This is a genomic window from Komagataeibacter kakiaceti JCM 25156 (assembly GCF_000613305.1).
The window spans coordinates 1-3,570 of record NZ_BAIO01000236.1 but is presented as its reverse complement, the minus strand read 5'-3'; the positions used below and the strand labels follow the sequence as shown (position 1 = coordinate 3,570).

Below are 3,570 nucleotides of genomic sequence, written 5' to 3'. Positions count from 1 at the left end.
TCCGCCTGCCCGACGCGCTGAACAAGATCACCGGGCTGACCGGCCGCACCATCGAACTCAAGGTGCAGGATGACACCTCCCTGCGCTCGGTCGATGACAACCCGCGCACGGTGTTCCGCCTGGTCTCCCCCAACAGCGCTGACCTGCAGATGCAGGGCGAAAAGCCGGGCCAGAAACTGGACCTGCCGCTCAGCCGCGCGGACTGAACGAAAAAAGCCCCCGCGCCGGACCGGGCGCGAGGGCTTTTCGGAAAGCCGCATGGGAATAATTCCCTGGGAAGAAACAGTAAAACGTTTCCTGAAGCTTTCTTGAAAAAAGCCTATCTCAGGCAGGGCGCGGGCGTTCAGTCGTGCACATGCGCGTCATGCATGCTGGTCAGAAGGCCGCGCAGCCTGCTGCGCAGTTCGTTCTCACGCGGGACGCTGATGGCCTCACGCAGGCGCAGCATCTGCCTGCGGGCGGCGTAAAGCTGGTCCAGCAGGGACAGCACCACGGGCACGCCTTCGTCATTGACGCCCATTTCATCGCGCAGTTCGATGATCAGGCGGGCCCGCGCCTCGTCAATCTCACGGAACAGATAGTGCCCGCGCGTGCCTTCGGGCCGCAGCCATTCACTGTCGATCCACCCCTGCACCTCCTCCGCCGGCACGTTGCCGATGCGCAGGCACAGGGCTTCGAGCGTGATCATGCCTTGGCCTCCCCTTTCGCCGCCGTCTCACCGGGTGTCCAGTCCTTCAGGAAGGCCTCGAGAGCGGCGTCCACCTTGCCGATGGTGACCTGAAGCTTCACGTACAGGTTGCCCGCTTCCTGCCCGCCATGCGCCTTGACCCCGCGCCCGCGCAGGCGCAGCACGCTGCCGGTGTCGGAGCCGGGGGGCACGTTCATCTTGACCGATCCCGCCGGGGTGGGAATGGTGATGCTGCCGCCCAGAACCGCCGTTTTCAGGTCCACTGGCAGCGACATGCGGATGTCATTGCCATCGCGCGTATAGGTGCTGTCGGGCGCGACCGTGATGGTGATGAGCGCATCCCCCGCCGGACCGCCCTGATGCCCCGGATCGCCCTTGCCGCGCAGGCGCAGCACCTGCCCGTCGGTAATGCCGGGCGGAATCTTGACATCCAGCGTCGTCCCGCCGGGCAGGGTGATGCGTGACGTGCCGCCATTGACCGAATCAAGGAAGCTGACAGTCAGGGCGTACTGGCGGTCGCCCCCCTTCATCGGGCCCTGCGGCCTGCGGCGGAAACCACCACCGCCGCCCTGACCGAACATGGTGCCGAAAATATCACCCAGATCATCTTCCGAGAACTGGCCGCCGCCGTAATGGAAGCCCTGCTGCCCTTCGGCATAATCACGGTAACCACCGCCGCCACCACCAAATCCGTAGCCCTTTTCCTGGCCACTGGCGTCGATTTCACCCCGGTCGAAGCGCGCGCGCTGCGCCTCGTCCGACAGCAGGGCGTTGGCGGCGCCCACGGCCTTGAAATTTTCCTCGGCCACCTTGTCGCCCGGATTGAGGTCGGGATGGTACTTCTTGGCCAGCTTGCGGTAGGCCTTGCGTATCTCATCCTGCTGGCCGTGCGGGCTACGCCGAGTACTTCGTATGGATCCTTGCTCACTTAAAAATCATCCCTTCGTCAGGAACCTGCAAGCCTGGCCACGCCACGCCCATCCCTGAACACCATATATACAGCCTTGCGACCACTCTTCCTTCAATAATGGGAATTGGAAGCAGAAGGGTCAATGAAAGCAGGGGGAAATCTTCGGGTTACCATCCGTGCATGGCTGGCAGGAAAAAATAGCAAAGCAGAGAATTGAGAATAACATTTTTTTGTATTTCTCATTCCAAGAAAAATAAACTATTTCTTCAGAATAATAGAAATATAAAAAGACCCCCTCCAGATGCATGCCGTTTTCCTCACCCTTGCATTACTGACTGTTACCGGGATCAGCAGCCTGATCTCACGCGTGGGCCGCATTCCGGTGCCGCTGCCGCTGATCCAGATCGGCGTGGGCGCGATGGCGGCGCTCGCGGGGCTGAACATCGGCTTCGATCCGGACATGTTCCTGCTGCTGTTCATCCCGCCCCTGCTCTATGCCGACGCCTACCGCATGCCGATGCGCGAGTTCGGGGAACTGCGTAACATCATCGTCATGATGGCGCTGGGGCTGGTGGTGTTCACCACGCTGGTATGCGGCTACTTCATCCACTGGCTGATCCCGCCCATCATGCTGCCCGCGGCCTTCGCGCTGGCCGCCGTCATGTCCCCCACCGACGCGGTATCGGTCGGCAGCATGATCGAGGGGGGGCGTGCCCCCGCGCGCGTGGTGCATATCCTGCACGGGGAGGCGCTGCTGAACGACGCTTCGGGGTTGGTCTGCTTCAAATTCGCCGTGGCGGCGGCCATGACGGGGCTTTTTTCCTTCCAGCAGGCGCTGGGCAGCTTCATCTTCATGTCCACGGGCGGGATCGTGATCGGCATCGTCTGCGCCTGGGCGGCCTGCCGGGCGGAGCATGTGCTGCTGGTGCGCGGCTATGATGACCCGCCCACGCACATCACGCTGGCCATGATGCTGCCGTTCGGCATCTACCTGACCGCCGACGCGCTGCAATGCTCGGGCATCCTGGCCGCCGTGGCGGGCGGCATGACCGTCAAGTTCACCGGCGTGATGAACGAGGCCCGGACCGAAACCCGCCTGAAGGCCACCACGGTGTGGGACATGGTGAACTTCACGTTCAACGCCGTGATCTTCCTGCTGCTGGGGCTCCAGTTGCCCGATCTGGTCACCGGCGGCGCGCAGATCGCGCGCGCGGGCGGGATTTCCCCGTGGTTCCTGATTCTGGCCATTTTCGGCATTCAGGTCATGATGAGCCTGATCCGGTTCGCGTGGATATGGATCTCGATCTCGGCCCGGCGTCTGTTCGCGCATTTCCGCCACCGCAAGACGGTCGTCCCCTCCGCCCGCACCGTGCTGCTGATGACGGTGGCGGGCACGCGCGGGGCGATTACGCTGGCCGCCGTGCTGTCGCTGCCGGTGGTGACGGCGGCCGGCCCCGGTTTTCCCGGCCGTGACCTGCTGGTCACGCTGGCGGCGGGGGTCATCATCTGCTCGCTGCTGCTGGCCAGTCTGGCCATTCCGCCGCTGCTGCATGGCATGAGCGCGGATGAGAACGATCCCGCCCTGCATGAACTGGACATGATGCGCATCGAACTGGCGCAGGTGGCCATCCAGACCCTGCATGCCGAACAGACCGCGCTGGCGCAGAAGGAACTCGACGCCGCCCCCGGCAGCGAGGAAATGGTCGACCTGAAACAGGAAGCCGTTGGCCGCCTGCTGCACGAATATCAGGACACGGTGCGCAGGCTGGACAATTCCCGCGCCGCCGAGGCCAGCATCCGCGCCACCGCCATCCGTGAAAAACGCGCCGAACTGGCCCTGCGCTTCCGCATCATCCGGCACATGCGCGTGGTGCAGAAACACATCAACGACGAGACCGAGTGGACCATCAATCAGGAACTCGACTTCATCGAACAGGAACTCCAGATCGAGGCCCGCTCCCCTGCCCCGCCC

2 protein-coding genes and 2 pseudogenes are annotated in these 3,570 nt (G+C 63.5%); 2 read left to right on the top strand and 2 right to left on the bottom strand.

The window, feature by feature from the left end; genetic code table 11:
• A pseudogene (locus tag JCM25156_RS11385) lies at positions 1-206 on the top strand (hypothetical protein); the annotation flags it as partial.
• A gap of 137 nt (positions 207-343) precedes the next feature.
• On the opposite strand, the gene JCM25156_RS11380 reads toward JCM25156_RS11385, so the two are convergent.
• Both JCM25156_RS11380 and JCM25156_RS23750 read right to left on the bottom strand, forming a co-directional pair.
• Positions 344-688, bottom strand: coding sequence for a chaperone modulator CbpM (locus JCM25156_RS11380; RefSeq protein ID WP_025813173.1), 345 nt, complete (start codon positions 686-688; stop codon positions 344-346).
• Positions 685-1,616 (bottom strand): annotated as a pseudogene (locus JCM25156_RS23750) (DnaJ C-terminal domain-containing protein). Before JCM25156_RS23750 ends, JCM25156_RS11380 begins: the two are co-directional and overlap by 4 nt.
• Before the next feature lie 283 nt (positions 1,617-1,899).
• Between JCM25156_RS23750 and JCM25156_RS11370 the strand changes: the two are divergent.
• The coding region (locus JCM25156_RS11370; RefSeq protein ID WP_025813172.1) for a Na+/H+ antiporter at positions 1,900-3,570 on the top strand (1,671 nt) is incomplete at its 3' end.

Bases quoted from the DNA above. Each gene is read 5' to 3' on its own strand.
- JCM25156_RS11380 (WP_025813173.1), bottom strand. From the start codon at position 688: ATGATCACGCTCGAAGCCCTGTGCCTGCGCATCGGCAACGTGCCGGCG.